Source organism: Embleya sp. NPDC127516 (assembly GCF_044765325.1).
Lineage (GTDB): Bacteria > Actinomycetota > Actinomycetes > Streptomycetales > Streptomycetaceae > Embleya.
Map to the genome: position 1 here is coordinate 150,043 of NZ_JBIWJT010000013.1, position 20,965 is coordinate 171,007.

20 protein-coding genes and 2 tRNA genes are annotated in these 20,965 nt (G+C 69.4%); 11 read left to right on the forward strand and 11 right to left on the reverse strand.

Annotated features, from left to right (window positions below; all coding sequences use genetic code 11):
- Positions 1-166: 166 nt before the first annotated feature.
- Positions 167-304 carry a DLW-39 family protein gene (locus ACIRL2_RS25735; protein ID WP_020557117.1) on the forward strand — a complete coding sequence of 46 codons (138 nt, stop codon included), beginning with the start codon at positions 167-169 and terminating at the stop codon, positions 302-304.
- A gap of 135 nt (positions 305-439) precedes the next feature.
- Positions 440-512 (forward strand) — tRNA-Ala (locus tag ACIRL2_RS25740).
- A gap of 111 nt (positions 513-623) precedes the next feature.
- Here ACIRL2_RS25740 and ACIRL2_RS25745 read toward each other — a convergent pair.
- Positions 624-1,226, reverse strand: a complete 603-nt coding sequence (locus ACIRL2_RS25745) for a DUF5324 family protein (RefSeq protein ID WP_395867960.1) — start codon at positions 1,224-1,226, stop codon at positions 624-626.
- A 201-nt stretch (positions 1,227-1,427) separates the two neighbouring features.
- Here ACIRL2_RS25745 and ACIRL2_RS25750 point away from each other — a divergent pair, with 201 nt between their 5' ends.
- Together ACIRL2_RS25750 and ACIRL2_RS25755 are read left to right on the forward strand one after the other, a co-directional pair.
- Positions 1,428-1,958, forward strand: a complete 531-nt coding sequence (locus ACIRL2_RS25750) for a peptidylprolyl isomerase (RefSeq protein ID WP_395867714.1) — start codon at positions 1,428-1,430, stop codon at positions 1,956-1,958.
- Between the two features lie 62 nt (positions 1,959-2,020).
- Positions 2,021-2,896 (forward strand): rhomboid family intramembrane serine protease, encoded by an 876-nt coding sequence (locus tag ACIRL2_RS25755; RefSeq protein ID WP_395867716.1) that lies wholly within the window; start codon positions 2,021-2,023, stop codon positions 2,894-2,896.
- A 183-nt stretch (positions 2,897-3,079) separates the two neighbouring features.
- On the opposite strand, the gene crgA is transcribed toward ACIRL2_RS25755, so the two are convergent.
- Positions 3,080-3,331 carry a cell division protein CrgA gene (gene crgA / locus ACIRL2_RS25760; RefSeq protein WP_020557121.1) on the reverse strand — a complete coding sequence of 84 codons (252 nt, stop codon included), beginning with the start codon at positions 3,329-3,331 and terminating at the stop codon, positions 3,080-3,082.
- A 130-nt stretch (positions 3,332-3,461) separates the two neighbouring features.
- Here crgA and ACIRL2_RS25765 point away from each other — a divergent pair, with 130 nt between their 5' ends.
- From ACIRL2_RS25765 to ACIRL2_RS25795, 7 genes are all read left to right on the forward strand, one after another.
- A complete protein-coding gene (locus ACIRL2_RS25765) occupies positions 3,462-4,211 on the forward strand; it encodes a DUF881 domain-containing protein (protein ID WP_395867962.1) in 750 nt (249 codons plus the stop codon).
- 49 nt (positions 4,212-4,260) lie between these two features.
- The gene (locus ACIRL2_RS25770; RefSeq protein WP_395867718.1) at positions 4,261-4,953 is read left to right on the forward strand and encodes a class E sortase; all 693 of its coding nucleotides are present in this window, start codon (positions 4,261-4,263) and stop codon (positions 4,951-4,953) included.
- 88 nt (positions 4,954-5,041) lie between these two features.
- Positions 5,042-5,254, forward strand: a complete 213-nt coding sequence (locus ACIRL2_RS25775; protein ID WP_395867985.1) for a hypothetical protein — start codon at positions 5,042-5,044, stop codon at positions 5,252-5,254.
- A complete protein-coding gene (locus tag ACIRL2_RS25780) occupies positions 5,251-5,889 on the forward strand; it encodes an aminodeoxychorismate/anthranilate synthase component II (RefSeq protein ID WP_395867720.1) in 639 nt (212 codons plus the stop codon). Before ACIRL2_RS25775 ends, ACIRL2_RS25780 begins: the two co-directional genes overlap by 4 nt.
- Before the next feature lie 485 nt (positions 5,890-6,374).
- On the forward strand, positions 6,375-7,370 hold the full coding sequence (locus ACIRL2_RS25785; RefSeq protein WP_402234778.1) for a class E sortase: 996 nt from the start codon (positions 6,375-6,377) through the stop codon (positions 7,368-7,370).
- 74 nt (positions 7,371-7,444) lie between these two features.
- Positions 7,445-8,215: a class E sortase gene (locus ACIRL2_RS25790; protein ID WP_402234781.1), complete on the forward strand. Its 771-nt coding sequence runs from the start codon at positions 7,445-7,447 to the stop codon at positions 8,213-8,215.
- 97 nt (positions 8,216-8,312) lie between these two features.
- Positions 8,313-8,849, forward strand: coding sequence for a hypothetical protein (locus ACIRL2_RS25795; protein ID WP_402234784.1), 537 nt, complete (start codon positions 8,313-8,315; stop codon positions 8,847-8,849).
- Positions 8,850-9,123: 274 nt separating this feature from the next.
- On the opposite strand, the gene ACIRL2_RS25800 is transcribed toward ACIRL2_RS25795, so the two are convergent.
- The 9 genes from ACIRL2_RS25800 to dnaN all read right to left on the reverse strand — a co-directional run bounded on the left by ACIRL2_RS25800 (position 9,124) and on the right by dnaN (position 20,610).
- Positions 9,124-10,008, reverse strand: a complete 885-nt coding sequence (locus ACIRL2_RS25800) for a phosphotransferase family protein (RefSeq protein ID WP_402234785.1) — start codon at positions 10,006-10,008, stop codon at positions 9,124-9,126.
- Between the two features lie 571 nt (positions 10,009-10,579).
- Positions 10,580-10,653: transfer RNA gene (locus ACIRL2_RS25805), tRNA-Ile, on the reverse strand.
- Between the two features lie 50 nt (positions 10,654-10,703).
- Positions 10,704-11,126 carry a DUF3566 domain-containing protein gene (locus ACIRL2_RS25810; protein ID WP_395867738.1) on the reverse strand — a complete coding sequence of 141 codons (423 nt, stop codon included), beginning with the start codon at positions 11,124-11,126 and terminating at the stop codon, positions 10,704-10,706.
- A gap of 399 nt (positions 11,127-11,525) precedes the next feature.
- On the reverse strand, positions 11,526-14,150 hold the full coding sequence (gene gyrA, locus ACIRL2_RS25815; RefSeq protein ID WP_391587269.1) for a DNA gyrase subunit A: 2,625 nt from the start codon (positions 14,148-14,150) through the stop codon (positions 11,526-11,528).
- Between the two features lie 82 nt (positions 14,151-14,232).
- Entirely contained in the window at positions 14,233-16,269 is a 2,037-nt protein-coding gene (gyrB, locus tag ACIRL2_RS25820) for a DNA topoisomerase (ATP-hydrolyzing) subunit B (RefSeq protein WP_395867740.1), read from the reverse strand.
- 393 nt (positions 16,270-16,662) lie between these two features.
- Complete coding sequence (locus ACIRL2_RS25825) at positions 16,663-17,190, reverse strand: DUF721 domain-containing protein (protein WP_395867742.1); 528 nt, start codon at positions 17,188-17,190, stop codon at positions 16,663-16,665.
- Positions 17,183-18,325 (reverse strand): DNA replication/repair protein RecF, encoded by a 1,143-nt coding sequence (recF, locus tag ACIRL2_RS25830; RefSeq protein ID WP_395867744.1) that lies wholly within the window; start codon positions 18,323-18,325, stop codon positions 17,183-17,185. The genes ACIRL2_RS25825 and recF overlap by 8 nt, the downstream gene beginning before the upstream one ends.
- A gap of 18 nt (positions 18,326-18,343) precedes the next feature.
- Positions 18,344-19,285, reverse strand: a complete 942-nt coding sequence (gene gnd / locus ACIRL2_RS25835) for a phosphogluconate dehydrogenase (NAD(+)-dependent, decarboxylating) (protein ID WP_402234789.1) — start codon at positions 19,283-19,285, stop codon at positions 18,344-18,346.
- 191 nt (positions 19,286-19,476) lie between these two features.
- The gene (gene dnaN, locus ACIRL2_RS25840) at positions 19,477-20,610 is read right to left on the reverse strand and encodes a DNA polymerase III subunit beta (protein ID WP_395867748.1); all 1,134 of its coding nucleotides are present in this window, start codon (positions 20,608-20,610) and stop codon (positions 19,477-19,479) included.
- Positions 20,611-20,965 lie beyond the last annotated feature (355 nt).

A 20,965-nucleotide genomic window follows, 5' to 3' on the forward strand; every position in this document is an offset into this window, starting at 1 on the left:
CTCCCGCCCCGCCGGCCCTGCGGGTCACCGACCGGCGCCTGACCGGGGCTTTCGGTATTGGTCGGTGCATCCGTGCACCTGTTATTGTCGAGCCCAACCCGGCCGCGGCGCTCCGGCGTACGGACAGGTGCACGAACGTCACTCGCAGGACGGAGAGGCCACGCTGATGAAGAAGCTGATCCTGGTGGCTTTGGCTGCTGTAGGTGGCCTGTTGGTCTACCGCCAGATCCAGGCGGATCGGGCCGAGCAGGATCTGTGGACCGAGGCGACGGACGCGGTTCCGGCGGGCACTGCCACCCGCTGAACAGATCTTGCGGGAGACCCCGCAAAAGCTTGAACCCATCCGGGGGAAGGGCGCGTTTCACGTGAAACGTCCCTTTCCCCGGATGAGGTGTTGTCCACCCCGACCCGGATTACCGGTAATCTGGTTCGGCACCGAGGGGCCTTAGCTCAGCTGGTAGAGCGCTGCCTTTGCAAGGCAGATGTCAGGGGTTCGACTCCCCTAGGCTCCACAGACCGCGCACCCGAGGTGCGCACGACGAAGGGCCCGCCGCACCATCCGGTGCGGCGGGCCCTTCGTCGTATGCCGTGAGTCGACTGTTGTGAGTCGACGCGGGTCGCGGTCAGTCGGTCTTCGGCGCGGTCGAGCGGAACTCGTCCTCGGCGGGCTTGACCTCGTTGTCGAGCGTCTCGACGGTCGTCGGCGTGGTCGCCGAGCCCTGCGGCGCCACATCCGGTTCGTCGGTCAGCCACTCGGGCTGCGCGTTGCGCCGCCGCCACCACGTGAAGACCACGTAGCCGCCGCCCGCGACCGCGGTGATCAGCAGGAACCGACGGCCTCGGCCGCGGCGCCGCTTCTTTCGGGTGACCTTCTCGATCTCCGCCGCGGTCACCTCGCCCTTGATCACCGACAGCGCCGCACCGGCCCGCGAGAGGGCCTCGTCACGGACGGGCTCGGCCGCCTCCCTGGCCTGGTCGACCACCAGGTGCACACGCGGCACCACGTCGTGGCGGACCCGGTGGCGGGCCATCTCCACCGCGTGCTCCACCCGCGGGGCGGCGTTCTCCTTGGCCTGCACCAAGGCGGGGACCACTCGTTCGCGGGTGGTCTCCACCGCTCGATCACGAGCCGCGCCCGCGTAGTGGGCCGCCGCGTCCTTCGCGTTGGCGGCGTGTGGGGCGAGCCGCTCCCTGGTCCTGCCGGTCGCCTCACGTACCGGATCCATGCGGGTCACGACATCCTCCTACTCGCCGGGTTCATCCGCTATCTGTTCCCGACGATCCCGGGATCATGCGCCGCGTATCCGCCCGGGATCCGTACGGTGGAACCGTGCCGGGGGCGGCCTCGTGGCAGGAGCCGCCCGCAGCATGCGAGGATTTCGAGGATTCAGGAAGACCGTCCGTGCAACCGTAGGGAAGGCGCATCAGTGGCCGAGGATCTTTTCGCCACCATCAAGACCAACCACGGGGACATCCGCATCCGGTTGTACCCGAACCACGCGCCGAAGACGGTCGCGAACTTCGTCGAGCTGTCGCAGGGGCAGCGCGAGTGGGTCCACCCGGGCAAGGGGCAGAAGACCACCGAGCGCCTGTACGACGGCACCGTGTTCCACCGGGTCATCTCCGGCTTCATGATCCAGGGCGGTGACCCGCTGGGCACCGGTACCGGCGGCCCAGGCTACCGCTTCGCCGACGAGTTCCACCCGGATCTGCAGTTCTCCAAGCCGTACCTGCTGGCGATGGCCAACGCGGGACCGGGCACCAACGGCTCCCAGTTCTTCATCACCGTGGGTGCCACGCCGCACCTGAACCACAAGCACACCATCTTCGGCGAGGTCGCCGACCCGGAGAGCCGCAAGGTCGTCGACGCGATCGCCGGCACCGAGACCGACATGCGTGACCGTCCGGCCTCCGACGTCGTGATCAACACCGTCGAGGTCGAGACCGTCAAGTCCTGAACCCCGAGCACACGGGCCGGGGCCTTCGGGTCCCGGCCCGCGTCGCGTGCCTGAAGGTGAGCATGAGCCCCGACCAGCAACAACCGGGCGCGGCGGGTCCGGCCGGACCGCCCGTGTGCTACCGGCATCCCGACCGCGAGTCGAACATCCGCTGCACGCGCTGCGAGCGCCCCGTCTGCGGCGATTGCATGGTCAGCGCGTCGGTCGGTTTCCAGTGCCCGGACTGCGTACGGCAGGGCACCCGGCAGGTACGCGAGGCACGCACCGTGGCCGGCGGCCGGATCGCGCCCGCGAACGCGATCGTGACCAAGACCCTGATCGGGCTCAACCTCGCGGTCTTCCTGCTGGTCCTGGTGGTCGGCGACAAGTTCGTCGACCGGATGATCCTCTTCGGCCGCTACTTCATGGGCGGCGAGTGGCAGGGCGTCGCCGAGGGTCAGTGGTACCGGCTGCTCACCGCCGCGTTCCTGCACCAGCAGATCTGGCACATCGCGCTGAACATGATCGGCCTGTGGATGCTGGGACCGCCGCTGGAGGCCGCGCTGGGCCGGATCCGGTTCATCGCCCTGTACCTGGTCTCCGCGTTCGGCGGCACCGCGCTGTCGTACCTGATCGCGGACCCCCATCAGGCCTCGTTGGGCGCGTCCGGGGCGCTGTTCGGGCTGTTCGGCGCGATGATCGTGCTCGGTCGCCGGCTCCGGTACGACCTGCGCCCGCTGCTCATCCTGCTGGCGCTCAACCTGATGATCACGTTTCTGAACATGAGCGCGATCGACTGGCGCGCGCACATGGGCGGGCTGGTCGCGGGCACTCTCACCGCGATCGGGATGGTCTACGCACCGCAGCGCAATCGCACGCTGATCCAGGTGGGGACCGTGCTCGCGGTGACCGCGATCATCGTGGCGATAGTGCTGATCAGGACCGCACAGATCACCTGATCGATGTCACCCGATGAATCTGCTTAATGACCCACGGTGATGAATCCGGGATGCAAGCCGTTACTCGCATCCCGGTCACTCGTTGGACCGTAAGGGGTTATCCACAGGATCTGCTCGGTTATCCCCACTGTGGATAACTCTGTGGAGTCCTCCTTGGAAAACCCGCTGAACTGCGCCGACGCGCTACTTCCACTGCGTGGAGACGCCGAAGCCGGCGGCGATGAAGCCGAAGCCGACGACGATGTTCCAGTTCTTCAGGGACTCGACCGGGAAGCGCATGTCGGTCACGTAGAAGACCACGATCCACAGCAGGCCGATCGCGAAGAGAGCCAGCATGAACGGCGCCACCCAGCGGCGCGAGTCCAGCTTTATGGTCGTCTTCTTGGGCGGCGGCGGGGTGAAGTCGTCCTTCTTACGGATCCGGGACTTCGGCACGAGAGTCTCTCCTGTCGATGTAGCCGGACGAGTGGGTGCGCAGCACACGCGACACGATCCGGTGATGTGTCGGTTAGCGTAGTCGCTGTCAGGTCCGGAAGGAGGGTACGGCGACGTGCGTATCTCCGCCATGCGGCCGTCCGGGATGTCCTGGCGTGCGATTGTACCCCGGTTGTCCGCTCTTGTGGTTTTCGCCCTGGCCGGTCTGCTGTTCTGGATCAGCGCCGACACCTCACACGGCACCAATCTGCGCAGCGACGCGCAGATGCTTCGGCTCTCCGACGTGATCCGGGACCAGGGCCGGCGCAACGAGAGTGCCCAGCACGACCTGTCCAAGCTGCAGCGGGACGTCGACTCCCTGGTCCAGGAGCAGGCCAACGACCCCCAGGCACGCGGCCGGATCGACGCGGTCGCGGACCCGGCCGGAGTCACCCCGGTGTCCGGCGAGGGTCTGACCGTGACCCTGACCGACGCCCCGCCGGACGCGAAGTCGCGGGTGCCCGGGGTGCGCGAGCCCACCGCGGACGACCTGGTGGTGCACCAGCAGGACATCCAGGGCGTGGTGAACGCGCTGTGGAGCGGCGGCGCGCGGGCGATCCAGATCATGGACCAGCGCATCGTGGCCACGTCCGCCGTGCGATGTGTCGGCAACACGTTGATCCTGCACGGTCGGGTGTACTCGCCGCCGTACGTGATCTCGGCGGTGGGCGACACCGGTGCCCTGCGGCGCGCCCTGGACGAGAGCAAGAGCGTGTCCAACTACACCGACTACGTCGAGGCGTTCGGACTCGGTTGGAAGGTCGAGGACAAGAAGCGCCTGGACGCACCGGGGTACACGGGCCCGCTTGGCCTGGAGTATGCGAAAGTCTCCGGGACGTGATCGACAGCGGTGAACCGAGGGGAGTCTGACGACAGTGTTGCGGACCGCGATGCGAGGCCTCGGGGAGGTCTTCATCACACTGGGCGTCGTCATCCTGCTGTTCGTCGTCTATCAGCTCTACTGGACCGGAGTACTGGCCGATCGGGCGCGCGCCGACGAGATGCACAAGCTCGACGAGGCGCGCAAGCGGACCGTGGCGGCGGCGCCCAAGAACGTGCCCGTCGCGCAGACGCCCCCGCCGGCCCCGTACGAGGACGGCGAGCCGTTCGGCACCATGTACGTGCCGCGGTTCGGGAGCGACTGGTACAAGACGATCCGGCCCGGGGTCACGCCGAAGGAGCTGCAGAAGGGCCTGGGTTGGTACAAGGGCAGCGCGCAGGCGGGCGAGGACGGCAACTTCGCGATCGCCGGGCACCGCAAGACCTACGGCGACCCGTTCCTGAACGTACCCAAGCTGCAGGTGGGCGACAAGATCGTGATCGAGGGCATCACCGAGTGGTTCGTCTACTCGATCGACAAGCCGGTCAGCCTCTCCGGTGACAAGGCGGTCCTGAAGACCATCCCCGAGGACGTGCACGTGCTCGACCCGGTGCCGGAGAAGGCCTATACGACGGCCGGGAAGTACATCACCCTGACCACCTGCGAACCTGAGTTCGGCAGCACGCACCGGTTGATCGTCTGGGGCCACCTGGAGTCGCGCACTCCGTTGGCGGCCGGCAAGCCGGCGGCGTTGCAGGGATGAGCGAGTCGAGCCGCGCGGGCGGCGAGCGAGAGAGGGCCTGGGCCTGATGTACGGCTGGATCTGGCGCACTCTGCCGGGGAACGCGTGGGTGAAGCTGTTGATCTCCCTGCTCCTGGTGTTGGCGATCGTGTACGCGCTGTTCACGTGGGTCTTCCCGTGGGCGGAACCCCTGCTGCCGTTCAGCGATGTGACGGTGGATCAGGACAGCGTCACGAACACCACCGGTCCCGGCGCGCCGCGCCCGGCCGGTGCGACCGGTGCGACCTCCCCCACGACCCTGCCGGGAGGGCTGCCCGGATGAGCGCGCGCATTCTCGTCGTGGACAACTACGACAGCTTCGTCTTCAACCTCGTGCAGTACCTCTACCAACTCGGCGCGACCTGCGAGGTGCGCCGCAACGACGCGGTGACCGTGGAAGAGGCCGAGGAGTTCGACGGCGTCCTGCTCTCGCCCGGTCCCGGGACGCCCGAGGGCGCCGGGATCTGCATGGAGATGGTTCGTCGCGAGGGCGGCCGGGTGCCGGTCTTCGGGGTGTGCCTGGGGATGCAGTCCATCGCGGCGGCGCACGGCGCTACCGTTGGCCGGGCACCCGAGCTCCTGCACGGCAAGACCAGCCCCGTGCTGCATGAGGGGTCGGGCGTCTTCGCCGGCCTGCCGTCGCCGTTCACCGCGACGCGCTATCACTCGCTCGCGGTGGACCCGGACACGATTCCGGCCGAACTGGAGGTGACCGCATGGACCGAGACCGGCGTGATCATGGGCCTGCGGCACCGCGACCGACCGGTCGAAGGCGTGCAGTTCCACCCGGAGTCGGTGCTGACGGAGTACGGCCACCGGATGCTGGCGAACTGGCTGGTGACATGCGGGGACCCGACGGCGCCGACCCGCTCGGCGGGACTGGCTCCCGTCGTCGGGCGCACGCCGCTCCCGGCCTGACCGAGCCCCCGATACCCGACGGCGGGTACGGATCGGCCGAGATCGCGCCGTACGCGCCCGGAACGTATGCGGGCGACCTGGTGGAGCCCGGCTTCGCCGCACCGCCCACAACGGCCCTTCCCGCCGTTTCCGAGCCGATTCCGGGTGGCCGCGCCGCCCGGCGGCGGGCCGCGCAGGCCCGACAGGCCGAGGCGGCGGCGGGAAACCCGCTTCCACCGCCGACCGGAAGCCCGCTGCGGCCGCCGACCGGAAATCCGCTTCGGCCGCCGATGGGTGGCCCGGTCCGGCCGCCGACGGGGCCGCCCGCGGACGCGTTCCACGGGGCTCCGGCGCCGCCCGGGGTATCGGGGCCCGGTGCGCCGAGGCACAGGGCGGTGGGGCCCGGGACGCCGGGGCCGGGAGCGTTGGGGCCCCCGGCGCCGGGGCCACGGGCCCTCGGACCGGCGGGTGGCGAGCATTCGTCGGCCGCCGCGGCCGACCCCGCCGTGTGGTTTCGGGAGGAGGCGGGAACGGCGATCGCGGGCCCGACGCCGGTTCCCGCACTCGACCCCGCGTACGACCCGTCCCTGGGTGCCACGTCCGTCCTGCCTCCCGTACCGAGCGCCGCGGCCGTGCCGAGCGCCGCGGCCGGCGGCGCGACCGTCTCCGGTGGCCGGGCGGCCCGGCGCAAGGCACAGCGGAAGAAGGGCGGCCGAGGAGCCGCCGACCGCCCGCCCGCCGGCCCGGCGGTCGCCGAGGGGGCCGGTCGGGCCGCGCGGCGCCGGGCGGCCAAGCCGTCGGTGGGCTCACGCGTGCTGACCGCCGGTGCCCGACTCGTCGGCGAACTCGCCATGACGGTGGGCGTACTGCTGGTGCTGTACGTGGTCTACCTGACCTGGTGGACGAACATCGTGGCGGCCGAGAAGGCCCGGGAGGAGGCGCAGGACATACAGCAGAGCTGGAACAACACGCCCGGTCAGGTGGTCGACCCGCGCAACCCCGGCCAATACGTCGCGCCGAACAAGGGGTTCGCGCTGATGTACATCCCGCGGATCGGGATGGAGAAGCAGGCGGTGGCCGAGGGCACCGATCGGGCCAAGGTGCTCAACAACGGCCTGGTGGGCCACTACACGGACCCGCAGACCGCGATGCCCTGGGACGCCCAGGGCAACTTCGCGGTGGCCGCGCACCGCAACGGGCACGGCGAGCCGTTCCGCTACATCAACAAGCTCAAGCCCGGCGACAAGATCGTCGTGGAGACCGCGACGACGTACTTCACGTACACCGTCGACGCCGACCTGCCGGAGACCTCGCCGCAGCACATCGAGGTGATCGACCCGATCCCGGACAAGGGCCCGTACAAGAAGGCCGGCCGCTACATCACGCTGACCACGTGCACTCCCGACGGGGCGTCCACATACCGCCTGATCGTCTGGGGACACCTGGAGGAGGAGCGGCCCCGATCGCAGGGCAAGCCGGACGCGCTGCTCCCGGCCAAGTGAGAACACGTCACATTCCGGCCTCCGGGTCCTGACCTAACTGCTTGTCTATGCCAAGCTGTCGACCCATGGGCGTTGTGCGCAAAACGATTCGCGTCGGGGCGGAACTGCTCCTGACACTCGGCCTGGTCGGGCTGCTGCTGTGTGTACACCAGCTCTACTGGACCAACTTCGAGGCCCGCGCCGAGGCCCGCAGTGAAGTGGAGCAGCTCCGCAAGGACTGGGCCAAGGCGGGCACCCCCAGCGCGCCGGAGGCACAGGAGGAGGCGCCCCAGGCGCAGCCGCCGACCGACATCCTCACCGGCCCCACCGACGTGAGCACGGACGGCGGCAAGGACGGCCAGCAGGTGCCCGGTTCGCGCGGCAGCATCCGCGGCGACACGATGGCCGTCCTGTGGATCCCCAGGCTCGGCTCGAACTGGTTCCAGCCGATCATCGAGGGCTCCAGCCTGGCATCGCTCTCGAAGGGCGTCGGCCACTACACCTACCCGCCCTACGTCGGCCCGGGCGGCGCGGGCAACTTCGGCCTCGCCGGGCACCGCAACGGCCACGGCGAGCCGTTCCGCCACCTGAACAAGCTCAGGGCGGGCGACAAGGTGGTCGTGGAGACCAAGACCCAGTGGTTCACGTACACGATCGTCAAGGGCCCGTTCATCACCAAGCCCTCCAACGGCTCGGTGCTCACCGCACGACCCCCGGACCTGGGCGGACCGGCCGGCCGCCGGCTGATCACCCTGACCACGTGCGATCCGGAGTTCACCTCGCGAAACCGAATGATCTACTGGGGCGAACTCACCGTCACCGAAGCCAAGGTCGGCAACACCAAGCCGGCCGCCCTGCGCAACTGACCCACCGAGGGCGGCCCAACCCACACCCCCACCCGACCGGGAACGACGGCCTCATCCCACGGGGCGCCACGGGCCATCGGCTGTAACATCCTCGCTCATGCTCAGGAGACGATGGCCGTGGCGTGGTGGCAGGCAGGGCGAAGCCGATTCGTCCTCGCCCGGAGACCGCCCCTTGGTCGCGCTGGTCTCGCTCGGCACACGGCCGTCCTTCCCGAGTGACCGGATACGGATGTGGCTCGTGGAGTACGTCCGCCTCCTCGGGTTGCGGTGCGACGACGTCACCATCGACGCCGGCGCCATGCCGCGAGCCGGCGAATCCGCAGCCTGGGCCGAGCAACTCGCGCCCCGACTCGACGGCGCCGATGTCGTGCTGCTCCTGCGCCCGCAAGGCCCGCCCGAGGCGTGGAAGGTCACCGACGAAATGGTGAAACTCGCCTGCGACGCGGTCCGAACACGCTGGGCGGCGAAACCCTTCGGCGAAGTCGTGTACACCCACAGACGACTCAAGGTCCTGGACGTGCCCGGCCCGCACGACGCCTGGTTCCGCTTCCGCGACAGAGGCAGCCCCTGGTATCCCCAGGACGTCGTCGCCGCGGTAGGACTACGACTCCGCACCCTCCTCGAACGCGCCTAGGCGTGTCCTCGATCCCCCGCCGAACTCCACGACGCCGGGGCCGCCGCCCCGCGTGCCTGGGCCTGCCCGGTCCGGCAGGGCGGGGGCGGTTCGATCAGCCGCTGCGGTGCGTACCGGCGGCCCACATCGGGGCGTGACGTCCGAGCACCCATGCGCGTAAGCGGGCAATAGTCTCTGTCCTGGCTTGTCGGCTTCTCTTCAGGGATCACGGATCGGCTCATCCCGGGACCGTTGGGCGACGGTCTCCGGGCGCTTCGGTTCGCGGGTCGTGGTGTCAGTCGAGCCGGTATCGGGCCCATTCCCGGGCGGTGTCGGCAAGTGCTCGTGAGTGCGGCCGTGCCCGGGCGGATCGGGTGATGAACTCCCACATCCCGGACAACTTCACGGCGAACGCGTCGATCACCCGGTCGGGCGCCTTCGCGAAAGCCGGCACGTGCATCGCCCACGCTTCGGCCGCTTCGGGCGTATGGCCTTCGTGCATGAGGCGGACAACCACGTACGCGGCATCGATCCACGCGGCACCTCGCGCCGACCACGCCCAATCGATCACGCGCACCCGATCGTCCTTGGTGAGCATGTTCGCCGGGTGCAGGTCGGAGTGAACGAGGGTGTCGCCGTCCAATGAGGCGCCACGTTCGAGCGTCACGAGCACCCCTATGTGTGCGCGTGCCCAGGGATCAAGGTCATCGGGTGACTTCGTATAGACGGCAGCCCACCCGGGGGCGGCGCCCCATCGGTCGGCGATCGAGTGCAGTGCGGCGGAGGGACACGGCGTCAACGTCTCGGCCATCGTGACGACCAGGTAGCCGATCACGTCCAGGTCGCAGGACGTCGGCGACAGCGACGGATACCGTCCGGGCACGTACTCGAACCCGAGCATGTGCCACCCGTCCTGCACCACACTCCACAGCAGCGCAGGGGCGAGCGACACGGGCAGGAACGGCGCGACGGCGGCTTCGTTGCGGTGGGTCCACGCGTACGGCCGGTCCGCACGAACCCCCTTGCAGAACACCCGGCCGTCCCGCGTCTCGAGCGTCGCCGAGAACTCCGACGACTTGCCGAACTCGGGGGCGTGCATCGAAAGCACGGGGCCGGTGTGCTGCTGGATCTTCTCCCGGACCGACTCGGGTAGTTCGGTCCAGGCATGGCGACGGGGCATGATCGATGCTCTCTCGCTTCAGGGCGGATGGGTTGAAGGGGCGCCCCCGGCGTGGACGAGGGCCGCGGGTCGCCCCCCAGGCGACTCGCAGCGCAGCTGCGAACCTGTCTCGCGGAAGTCGGCTTCACCACCAAGCCGTGCTCCTGGTCCCCATCGTGGTTTCGCGGTTCTTGGCCGCCGGCGCGGCTCCCCCTGGACCGAAGGCGGAGGCGGGAGGTGCCCCGGCGGCTTGGTACCGCGCGGCCCCGCGTGCGGGGTCGCCTTGAACACGTAGAGAAGGTTTGGACGCATCGCGCCGGCAGCCGCGGCTGTCGCCCAGGTCGATCGTCTCCGCCGTGGCTCGCCGAACGATGATGTGCCGGAAATGGAGCAGCGGGTATCCGACGTCCTCGAGGCTCGCTGGGACGGCTCGCTCTTGGCTCTCGACGCGAACGAACGGAAAACGCTCGTCGGGCTGCTTCCGCGCTTGGGGCCGGCGGCCTGATCCGGGTTTCCCCTAAATCTCCCCCAAGACGATCAAGGGCCCTTCCCCGAGACACGGGGAAGGGCCCTTGATCTGCACTTATGAGAGTGGGCCTAACAGGACTTGAACCTGTGGCCTCTTCCTTATCAGGGAAGCGCTCTAACCGTCTGAGCTATAGGCCCGCGTGCGTGCTCGAAGAGAGTACCGCACCGCTTGCCCGCCACCAAAATCCTTAGTCCTCCTCGGCCAGCGTGACCTCGATGCCTCCGGTGAAGGACGCGGTGAGGTTGTAGAGGAAGGCTCCGAGAGTGGCCAGCGCGGTCACCAGGATGACGTCGACGATGGCCACGATGCCGCTGAAGAAGAGCGTGTTCTTCAGGGACAGGAAGTGCTGGAGGTCGAAGCCGGCGTTGTTCTCCGACTGGGTCGCCTCCTTGACCGTGTCGCCCACCGAGGTGAACACGCCGAGGCCGTCCAGGACCAGCCACAGCACGCTCACCGCGACCATCAGCACCACGCCCAGTGCCAGGGACAGCAGGAAACCGACCTTCATCACCGACCACGGGTCCACCCGCGCCGCCCGCAGTCGGGCCCGCCGGGAGCGCGCGCTCGGTCGAGGCTGCGCCTCCGGCCCGACCCGCCCTTGCTGCGCCATGGACCGCCCCGCTGGGTGACCGGCCGACGGAGTCCCGCCGGCCGGGGTGCCCCGGGTCGGGCGCGGCGTGGTGATCGTGCCGCCGGCCGTCGGGCGGGCGGCGGCGGGTGTGCCGTTGACCGCGGCCGGCGGCCGCTCCGTACCCTCGCTCGCCGCAGACGCGGGAGGGAAGGGGGACGTGAACGGGGTGGGCGCCGAGGGACGCGGCGGACGTGCCGCCGCGTCCTTGGCGGGCCCGGTCCCCTTCACGGGAGGTGGTGCGACCGGCTTCGGCGGCACCGGCCCCGTGGGGGGCGGTGCCGCCTCGCTACGGCTCGTGCTGTCAGCGCGCCCGCCGGCCCGACCCCGGTCGGCGCGCTCGCCTCTCCCGCCGGCCGACTTCCGGTCTGTGCTCACGCGTCACCCTTCCTGCCCGCCGGGCGCGACCTCCCCTTCGACGGTGGAGGTCGGCTCGTGCGTGCCATCGGCCGCACCGGCTTCGGCCCCGTCGACCTCAGGGTCGATCTCGGCCTCGGGCTCAGGTTCGGCGTTACGTGCGATGCCGACAACGGCGTCGCCCTTACCCAGGTTGATCAGCTGCACACCCATCGTGTCACGTCCGGTGTGCCGGACACCCGCGGCGCGGGTACGGATCACTCCACCGCCGAGGGTGATGGCGAGGATTTCATCCGTGTCGTCCACGACGAGAGCCCCGACGAGTGAACCTCGGTCCTCGACGATCTTGGCGGCCTTGATGCCCAGGCCCCCACGTCCCTGGACGCGATACTCGTCCACACTGGTTCGCTTCGCGAAGCCGCCATCGGTGGCCGTGAACACGAAAGTACCCTCGCGCACCACGTTCATCGACAGCAGTTCGTCACCTTCGCGGAAGCTCATCCCCTTCACCCCGGATGTCGCCCGACCCATCGGCCGCAGCGTCTCGTCCGTGGCGGTGAACCGGATCGACTGCGCCTTCTTGCTCACCAGCAGCAGATCGTCGTCCGCGGAGACCAGTTCGGCGCCGATCACCTCGTCGTCGTCACCGGCCTCGTCCGAGCGCAGGTTGATCGCGATCACGCCCGCCGCGCGGTTGGTGTCGTACTCCTTGAGCGCGGTCTTCTTCACCAGACCGGCCTTGGTGGCGAGCACCAGGTACGGCGCGACCTCGTAGTCGCGCAGGTCGAGCACCTGGGCGATCTTCTCGTCCGGCTGGAACGCCAGCAGGTTGGCCACGTGCTGACCACGCGCGTCCCGACCGGTGTCCGGCAGCTCGTACGCCTTGGCCCGGTAGACCCGGCCCTTGTTGGTGAAGAACAGGATCCAGTGGTGCGTGGTGGTCACGAAGAAGTGGTCGACGATGTCGTCCTGCTTGAGCTGCGCGCCGCGCACCCCCTTGCCGCCGCGCTTCTGCGAGCGGTACAGGTCGGTCCGGGTGCGCTTGACGTAGCCGCCGCGCGTGATGGTGATGACGATGTCCTCTTCGGCGATCAGGTCCTCGATGGACATGTCACCGTCGAAGGGCACCAGCGCGCTGCGCCGGTCGTCACCGAACTTGTCGACGATCGCGGCGAGTTCCTCGCTGATGATCTGCCGTTGCCGGTCCGGCGAGGCCAGGATCGCCTGATAGTCGGTGATCTTCGCCATCAGCTCGTCGTGCTCGGCGGTGATCTTCTGGTGCTCCAGGGCGGCCAGCCGGCGAAGCTGCATCTCCAGGATCGCGTTGGCCTGGATCTCGTCGATCTCCAGGAGCCCGATCAGGCCCGTGCGCGCCTCGTCGACCGTGTTCGAGGCCCGGATCAGCGCGATGACCTCCTCGATCGCGTCCAGGGCCTTGAGCAGACCACGCAGGATGTGCGCGCGCTCCTCGGCCTTGCGCAGCCGGAAGCGGGTCCGCCGGACGATCACCTCGATCTGGTGCTCCACCCAGTTGCGGATGAAGAGGTCGATCGAGAGCGTGCGCGGGACGCCGTCCACCAGCGCGAGCATGTTCGCGCCGAACGTGTCCTGCAACTGGGTGTGCTTGTAGAGGTTGTTCAGCACGACCTTGGCCACCGCGTCGCGCTTGAGCACGATCACCAGGCGCTGGCCGGTGCGCGAGGAGGTCTCGTCGCGGACGTCGGCGATGCCGCCGATCTTGCCGTCCTTGACCAGGTCGGCGATCTTCTGCGCGAGATTGTCCGGGTTGACCTGGTACGGCAGTTCGGTGACCACCAGGCACTGCCGGTTCTGGATCTCCTCGACCTCGACCACCGCGCGCATCGTGATCGAGCCGCGGCCGGTGCGGTACGCGTCCTCGATCCCGCGTCGGCCGACCACCAGCGCGCCGCTGGGGAAGTCCGGGCCCTTGATCCGCTCGATCAGCGCGTCCTGGAGTTCCTCAGCCGATACGTCCGGGTTCTGCAGGAACCACTGCGCGCCCGACGCGACCTCGCGCAGGTTGTGCGGCGGGATGTTGGTCGCCATGCCGACCGCGATGCCCGCGGAGCCGTTGACGAGCAGGTTCGGGAAGCGCGCCGGCAGGACCGTCGGCTCCTGGTTGCGGCCGTCGTAGTTGTCCTGGAGATCGACGGTGTCCTCGTCGATGTCCCGGAGCATCTCCATGGACAACCACTTGAGCTTGCACTCGGTGTACCGCATGGCCGCGGCCGGGTCGTTGCCCGGCGAGCCGAAGTTGCCGTTGCTGTCCACCAGTGGCATCCGCATCGACCACGGCTGGGCCAACCGGACCAGCGCGTCGTAGATGGAGGTGTCGCCGTGCGGGTGGTACGTACCCATCACGTCGCCGACGACGCGGGCGCACTTGTAGAAGCCCTTCTCGGGCCGGTATCCGCCGTCGTACATCGCGTAGAGCACGCGGCGGTGCACCGGCTTGAGGCCGTCGCGCACGTCGGGCAGGGCGCGCGAGACGATCACGCTCATCGCGTAGTCGAGATAGCTGCGCTGCATCTCGGTCTCGAGCCCGACGGGCTCGATCCGCAGACCGCCGGTACTGTTCACCGCGTCCGCCGGGTCGCCTTCGGGCGCCGGGGTGTTCTCTTCGGCCATTGCTGGTCAAAGTCCTTTCGAGGTGTGGCGTGGGGCCGACTCGGGTGTGGACATCCGCGCCGCGGCGGATCCCCCCGGCTGGTCAGATGTCCAGGAACCTGACGTCCTTGGCGTTGCGCTGGATGAACGACCGGCGGGCCTCGACGTCCTCGCCCATGAGCACCGAGAACAGTTCGTCGGCCTGCGCCGCGTCGTCGAGCGTGACCTGGCCCAGGACTCGGTGGTCGATGTCCATCGTGGTCACCCGCAGCTCCTCGGCGTTCATCTCGCCGAGACCCTTGAAGCGCTGGATCGAGTCGTCCTTGGCGCGCTTGCCGGCCTGTCGGCCCAGTTCGAGCAGCGCGTCGCGCTCGCGGTCCGAGTAGGCGTACTCGAAGTCGTCCCGGCTCCACTTGATCTTGTAGAGCGGCGGGCGCGACAGGTACACATGGCCGGCCTCGACCAGCGGGCGCATGAAGCGGAACAGGAAGGTCAGCAGCAGGGTGTTGATGTGCTGACCGTCGACGTCGGCGTCCGCCATCAAAATGATCTTGTGATAGCGCAGCTTCTCGATGTCGAAGTCCTCGTGCACACCGGTGCCGAAGGCCGAGATGAGCGCTTGGACCTCGGTGTTCTGCAGGATCTTGTCGATCCTGGCCTTCTCGACGTTCAGGATCTTGCCGCGGATCGGCAGGATCGCCTGGTACATCGGGTCGCGGCCGGACTTGGCCGAACCACCGGCCGAGTCGCCCTCGACGATGAAGATCTCGCACTTGGACGGGTCGTTGCTCTGGCAGTCGCTGAGCTTGCCCGGCAGCGACGCGGTCTCCAGCAGACCCTTGCGCCGGGTCAGGTCGCGTGCCTTGCGAGCCGCCATGCGCGCGGTCGCGGCCTGGATCGACTTGCGGATGATGTCCGCGGCCTCGGCGGGGTTGCGGTCGAGCCAGTCGGTGAGGTGCTCGTGCACGACCCGCTGTACGAAGGTCTTGGCCTCGGTGTTGCCCAGCTTGTCCTTGGTCTGGCCCTCGAACTGCGGGTCGCCGAGCTTGACCGAGATGATCGCGGTCAGACCCTCGCGGATGTCCTCGCCGGCGAGGTTCTCGTCCTTCTCCTTGAGCAGCTTCTTCTCCCGCGCGTAACGGTTGATCAACGCGGTCAGCGCGGACCGGAAGCCCTCTTCGTGGGTGCCGCCGCCGTGCGTGTGGATCGTGTTGGCGAAGCTGTGCACACCCTCGGTGTACTGCGAGTTCCACTGCATCGCGACTTCCACCGAGATGGTCCGACCCTTGTCCTCGGCCTCGATGTCGATCACCGACGGGTGCACCAGCTCGCCCTTGCGCGAGTTGAGATAGCGCACGAAGTCGGCGATGCCGCCCTCGTAGTGGTACGTGACCGAGAGCTGCTCGCCCTTCTCGTCCACGTGGTCCGGGCGCTCGTCGGTGAGCGAGATGGTCAGGCCCTTGTTGAGGAAGGCCATCTCCTGGAAGCGCCGGGACAACGTCTCGAACGAGTAGACGGTCGTCTCGAAGATGTCCCCGTCGGCCCAGAAGGTGACCTGGGTGCCCGTCTCGTCGGTCGCCTCGTGCCGCTCCAGCGGCGCGGTGGGCGTGCCCAGCTTGTAGTCCTGCGTCCAGCGGTAGCCGTCGCGGCGGATGTCCACCGCCAGGCGCGAGGACAGCGCGTTGACCACGGAGACACCGACGCCGTGCAGACCGCCGGAGACCGAGTAGCCGCCGCCGCCGAACTTGCCGCCCGCGTGCAGGATGGTCAGCACGACCTCGACCGCGGGCTTCTTCTCGACCGGGTGCATGTCGACGGGGATGCCACGCCCGTTGTCGACCACCCGCACGCCGCCGTCGGCGAGGATGGTCGCCTCGATGTGCGTCGCGTGCCCCGCGAGGGCCTCGTCGACCGAGTTGTCCACCACCTCGTAGACCAGGTGGTGCAGGCCGCGCTCACCGGTGGAACCGATGTACATGCCCGGGCGCTTCCGGACCGCGTCCAAGCCCTCCAGGACCTGGATGTCACTCGCGCCGTACGACGCCGAGTTGCTCGCGGCAGAGGTTTCCGGCGAGCCGGCCACGTCATTCTCCTTGGGGTTGCCGGAATCGGCCACGAAGCGCCCTTTCTGGCACAGCACGGCTCCCTGCCCGGGAGCAGGATCGGCAGGGAGCGTCGGACGACCGGCCGGCCGGCCCGACACGCCCCCGGGCACGGAGCCGCGGAAGTCGAAACAGGATCCGCATGAGCGGTATTGCTGGTTCAGTCTACCGGTCGGGGCGACACAAAGATGGGTTCCCAAGGGGCCTGTGTCCGCGTGTGGCGCCCTGATGTGCCCTGTCGCATGTCCCCCTACTTGCCCCGGGGTCCCGAATCGCTCTCATGCCTGTCCACGCGGCGCGACCGACTCGGACGGTAACAGCGTGTCAGACCGGTATGACACCGGACACATCGCCCCGGTCGGCGGCGGTCATGGGCGCCGCGGCCCGCCCACGGGCGGGCGCGAGCCCGATCACCCATGGCCGAAAACCGACTAGGGCTGCGCGCGCCACTGTCCCCGGCGGCGTTCCTGCGCCGGTCCCAGGACCCGGATGAACGTGACGGTGCCATCGCCGAGTTCCTGGTTGAGCCGGGCCAGCAGTTTCGGCGCGAGCCACCGCACGTGGGTCGCGTAGTTGTCGGATTCGGCGCGAACGACCAGTTCGCCGTCCTCGAAGCGCTCCGGGCGGCAGTTTGCCGCCAGCGCCGGTCCGACGATTTCCGGCCAGCGCTGCAGGACACCGTGCACCGCCGCCGGGGTCTGCCAGCCGCGCTCGGTGACCAGGCGCCCCATGATCTGCCGCAGCGGCTGGGGGTCGCGATCGTCGGGACCGGAACCACTGCGTTTCAAGCCACGTCGGGCCTGTGCCTGGTCCTGTCGAACGTCGTGGCGGGTCCGCGCCTGGGCCCGGGCCTGAGTCAGCGCCGCGCGGGCCAGGTCGATCCCGCGAGTCGGCTCGGCGGGCGGCTGCTCGGCCCGCCCGGGGCCGCCGGCGGGCGGGATGTGGGCCTCGTCACTCATCCCCGACCCTCCGAACCTCGCCCGCGGCGACGTCGTAGCGCGCGCCCGAGAGCGCGGCCGGCACGTCCTCGGCCACGGCGGCCGTGACCAACACCTGCTCGCCGTGCGCGACCATCTCCGCGAGCCGCGCCCGCCGCGTGACGTCGAGCTCGGCGAACACGTCGTCGAGCACCAGAACCGGCTCGCCGCCGTCCGCGCGCAGCAGTTCGTAGGAGCCCAGCCGCAGCGCCAGCGCGTACGACCAGGACTCGCCGTGGCTGGCGTAGCCCTTGGCGGGCAGCGGGCCCAGGCGCAGGACGAGATCGTCGCGGTGCGGGCCGATCAGCGTCTGGCCGCGCTCCACCTCCGCCGCCCGGCCCGCCGCGATCGCCGCCGTGAGCACCGCGTGCACGCCGGCCCGGTCGGTGGGCAGCGGATCCTCCGACATCGAACTGCGGTAGTCCAGGACGATCGGTCCACCGCCTGTGGACAACGCGTCGTAGGCCTTGTCCACTAGCGGTTGCAGCGCGGCGACCAGATCGAGCCGGGCACAGGTGAGTTCGGCGCCGGTCGCGGCCAGGTGCTCGTCCCACACGTCCAGCGTGCTCAACGCTCCGCTGCGACCGCCGCCCGCCCGCCGGGCCAGGGCCGCGGTGCGCAGCAGCGTGTTGCGCTGCTTGAGCACCCGGTCGTAGTCCTGGCGCACGCCGAGCAGGCGCGGGGTGCGCGCGGTCAGCAACTCGTCCAGGAACCTGCGGCGTTCGCCCGGGTCGCCCTTGACCAGCGCCAGGTCCTCCGGCGCGAACAGCACGGTGCGCAGCAGGCCGAGCAGGTCGCGAGGCCTGGTCGCGGCCGAGCGGTTGATCCGGGCGCGGTTGGCCTTGCCGGGATTGATCTCCAACTCGGCCAGCGCGCTGCGGCCGTCCTCGCGGACGATGCTGGCCCGTACGTACGCCCGCTCGGCGCCGAGCCGGACCAGGGGCGCGTCGGAGGCGACCCGGTGGCTGCCGAGGGTGGCCAGGTATCCGATCGCCTCGACGAGGTTCGTCTTGCCCTGGCCGTTGGGCCCCACGAACGCGGTCACGCCCGGTTCGAGGGGAACCTCGACCCGGGCGTACGACCGGTAGTCGACGAGTGAAAGGTGCGCTACATGCATGGGCGGGCGGGCCGGCGATCAGCCCGCGTCGGCCTCCTTCGGCGGCGAGGTGTCGGCACCCGGGGCGTCGGCCCCCTTGTGCGTCGACGCGGCGGTGACCGCGTGGCCACCGAACTGGTTGCGCAGCGCCGCGACCATCTTCATCTGCGGCGAGTCGTCCTGACGGGAGGCGAACCGGGCGAACAGCGACGCGGTGATCGCGGGCAGCGGGACCGCGTGGTCGATCGCCGCCTCCACGGTCCAGCGACCCTCGCCGGAGTCCTCCGCGTAGCCGCGCAGGCCCTCCAGGTGCTCGTCGTCGTCCATCGCGCGCACGGCCAGGTCGAGCAGCCACGAGCGGATGACCGTGCCCTCCTGCCAACTGCGGAACACCTCCCGCACGTCGGTGACCACGTCGGCCGCCTCCAGCAGTTCCCAGCCCTCGGCATAGGCCTGCATCAGCGCGTACTCGATGCCGTTGTGCACCATCTTCGCGAAGTGCCCGGCGCCGACCTTGCCCGCGTGCACGAAGCCCGCCGGACCCTCGGGCTTGAGCGCGTCGAAGATCGGCTGGACCTTCGCGATGTTCGCGGCGTCGCCGCCGCACATCAGCGCGTAGCCGTTGTCGCGACCCCAAACGCCGCCGGAGACACCGCAGTCGACGAAACCGATGTTCTTCGCCGCCAGCGCCTCGGCGTGCTTGATGTCGTCCGTCCAGCGGGAGTTGCCGCCGTCGACGACCACGTCACCGGGGGACAGCAGTTCGCCGAGCTCGTCGACCGTGGCCTGGGTGGCCGCACCCGCCGGCACCATCACCCACACCACGCGCGGCTCGGGGAGCGCGTCCACAAGTTCCTTGAGGCTGTGCACATCCGCGACGTCCGGGTTGCGGTCGTAGCCCACGACCGTGTGGCCCGCGCGCCGCAGACGCTCGCGCATGTTGCCACCCATCTTGCCGAGGCCGACGAGTCCGAGCTGCATCCTGAAATCCTTCGTTCGCTGCTGCGATGCCGGGTGGGGCACCACCGAGGCCGCTTCCACACCCCTTGTGGGGGCTTTTCACCGCGTCGACGGTACGCGGGTAGCGGTTGCCCGTGCTGCTGCGGGGTCATGCACGGTGGTCGCGGCCGAACCCGGGTGTGGATCGTGCCCGGTTCGGCCGCGGCCCGGCGTCAGCCGGACAGGCGCACCGGCATGATCAGGTAGCGGTACTCGTCGGTGGCCTCGGCCTCGACGTCCGGCTTGCCGGTCATCACGGCCGGCTTGGTGGACGTGGTGAAGGAGATCTGGGCGACCGGGGAGCCGATCGCGCTGAGCCCTTCGAGCAGGAACGTCGGGTTGAAGGCGATCGAGATCTCCTCGCCCTCCAGCGTCGCGTCGATCGCCTCGGAGGCCTGCGCCTCGTCGCCGGAGCCGGCTTCGAGCACCAGCCGACCGTCGGAAAACGACAACCGCACGGGGGTGTTGCGCTCGGCGACCAGGGACACGCGCTTGACGGCGTCCACGAACGGGGCGGTCTCCACCGTCGCGACGGTCTCCGACTGCTCCGGGAACAGCGCCCGGTACTTGGGGAATTCGCCTTCGAGCAACCGCGTGGTGGTGCGTCGACCGGCTCCCTCGAAGCCGATCATGCCCTCGCCGATCTTGTCCCCGGAGAGCGCGATCTGCACGCTGTCGCCCTGGGTCAGCGACTTGGCGGTGTCGTTGAGGGTCTTGGCGGGCACCAGGGCGACCGCCGAGGAGAGGCCGTCGGCCTCGGGCTTCCAGTGGAACTGGCGGACCGCGAGCCGGTATCGGTCGGTGGCGGCGAGGGTGACCAGGTCGCCCTCGATCTCGACCCGGACGCCGGTCAGCATCGGCAGCGTGTCGTCGCGGCCGGCCGCGATGGCCACCTGGGCCACGGCGGCGGCGAACACGTCCCCCTCGACCGTCCCGGCGGCGGTGGGCATCTCCGGCAGCGCCGGGTAGTCCTCCACAGGCAGGGTGGGCAGGGTGAATCGGGCGCTGCCGCAGACCACGGTCACCTTGGAGCCGTCGGTGGACACCTCGACGGGGCGGTTCGGCAGGCTCTTGGAGATGTCGGCGAGCAGTCGCCCGGACACCAGCACCCGGCCCGGTTCGTCGATCTCGGCCTCGACGCCGCCTCGGGCGGAGACCTCGTAGTCGAAGCTGGACAGCGTCAGTCGCTGGTCCGCCGCTTCCAGGAGCAATCCGGCGAGGACGGGAACCGCCGGCCGCGCCGGGAGACTCCGCGCGGTCCACGCCACCGCATCAGCGAGAACGTCACGCTCGACCCGGAACTTCACCGGTTCACCGCCTCCTGCCGTTACCGGCCGTCTGTCTGTCGTCTGTCTGCCGTTCGTTGGTTCGGCATCGGTGCCGGGCCGTCGGGGCCTACCACCGGGACACAGTCTGACGCACCGGGCCGACAGCCCGCGCAGCCCCCGGCAAACCCGCAGTCCACAGATTCGGGCCGACCCGACCGTTTTCCGTGGATCTCTCTTGAACTCCGTGTGGTCGTAGTAGTAGGGGGTGTGGATACCGTGGATAACCGGTATATGCACAGGTCAGAGGCTGTTTTTTGTCCACTTCGAGGTGTGGGTGGACCAGTGGATAAACCCCCTGTGTCTGTGGATGCCCGAATTGGCTCCACAGGCCGTC